This window comes from Burkholderia sp. BCC1985, from assembly GCF_905339915.1.
Taxonomy (GTDB): Bacteria; Pseudomonadota; Gammaproteobacteria; order Burkholderiales; family Burkholderiaceae; genus Burkholderia.
This window is the reverse complement of the sequence record NZ_CAJPGY010000111.1, coordinates 1-1,343: the sequence shown is the minus strand read 5'-3', so window position 1 is coordinate 1,343 and position 1,343 is coordinate 1. Positions and strand designations below refer to the sequence as shown.

The window sequence follows — 1,343 nt, the reverse complement described above, 5'->3', positions numbered from 1 at the left end:
GGGGGTGTCAGGATTTCCGTGTTCAAGGCGGGTTGAGATTCACACGGATGGTCGAACGAATCGATCCTCGTAAAGGATGGCGAACTGGTTCATAGCCGCCTTCCAGTCATGAGCAGCACGCCCCCAATCGGCAGTGATGTTGCGCAGTGCCAGCCAGATGAGCTTGGTGGCAGCCTCATCGGTCGGGAAGTGTCCTCGAGTCTTGATGATCTTGCGCAGCTGCGAGTTGATGTTCTCGATGGCGTTCGTAGTGTATATAACCTTGCGAACCGCCGGCGGAAACGCGAAGAACGGAATCACACGATCCCAGGCGTTGCGCCATGCTGCACTGACTGTCGGGAATTTCTGGCCCCATGGCCCTGCGGCAAAGGCGTCGAGTTCTGCCTGAGCCGCCTCCGCACTCGGTGCGCAGTAGATTGGGCGAATCACTGCGGCTAATCCTCGACGGTCTTTCCAGCTGGCGTAATCGAGGCTGTTGCGGATCAGGTGAACGATGCAGGTCTGCAGCGTGGTCGCCGGAAACACGGCAGCCAGCGCCTCGGGCATGCCTTTGAGGCCGTCGGTCACGGCGATTAGGATGTCGTGAACGCCACGTGTCTTGAGATCGTTGAACACCTTCATCCAGAACTTGGCGCCTTCGGTGCCTTCGATCCACAAGCCCAGAATATCGCGCGTGCCGTCGGGCAGAACGCCCAGCGCAAGGTAGATCGCCTTGTTGCGCACCACGGCGTCTTCGCGAATCTTGACCCGCAGCGCGTCAAAGAACACCACCGGATACATCGGCTCGAGCGGCCGCGCTTGCCAGGCGGTCACTTCGGCCATGACCTCGTCGGTGACCGAGCTGATGAAATCGGGCGAAACCTCGGTACCGTATTGCTCTTGCAAAAATCCCTGAATCTCACGCACGGTCATGCCCCGGGCGTACATGGCGACGATCTTGTCGTCGAAGCCCGTGAAGCGTCGTTCGTGTTTGGGAATCAGCAGCGGTTCGAAGCTGCCGTCGCGGTCACGAGGCACCTCGATACGGATCGGGCCGTCCTCGGTCAGCACCGTCTTGGCGCCCGTGCCATTGCGCTGATTGGTTACGGCGCTCGGCTTGGCCGCGCCAGGCGGGTAGCCCAGATGATGACTCATCTCACCGCCCAGTGCTCGTTCGATCAGCGCCTTCTTGAGGGCCATCGTTGCGGCGTTGATCGCTTCGGCCGTCATCGGACCGCTGCCGAATTGCTCAAGCAACGCGGCGGGAATCGCCGGCAGGTCTACCGGTTTGGCTTTCGGTTTGCGAGGCATATAGTCTCCTTCGGAGCATCATATGCCTTGAACACGAAATTACTGACAGGCCC

The 1,343-nt window shown here is 60.1% G+C and carries 1 protein-coding gene; it reads right to left on the bottom strand.

The genetic code is table 11. The annotated features are described in order from the left end of the window. Nucleotides 1-39: 39 nt before the first annotated feature. The gene (locus tag U4Z31_RS36855; RefSeq protein WP_111943846.1) at nucleotides 40-1,290 is read right to left on the bottom strand and encodes an IS256 family transposase; all 1,251 of its coding nucleotides are present in this window, start codon (nucleotides 1,288-1,290) and stop codon (nucleotides 40-42) included. Nucleotides 1,291-1,343 lie beyond the last annotated feature (53 nt).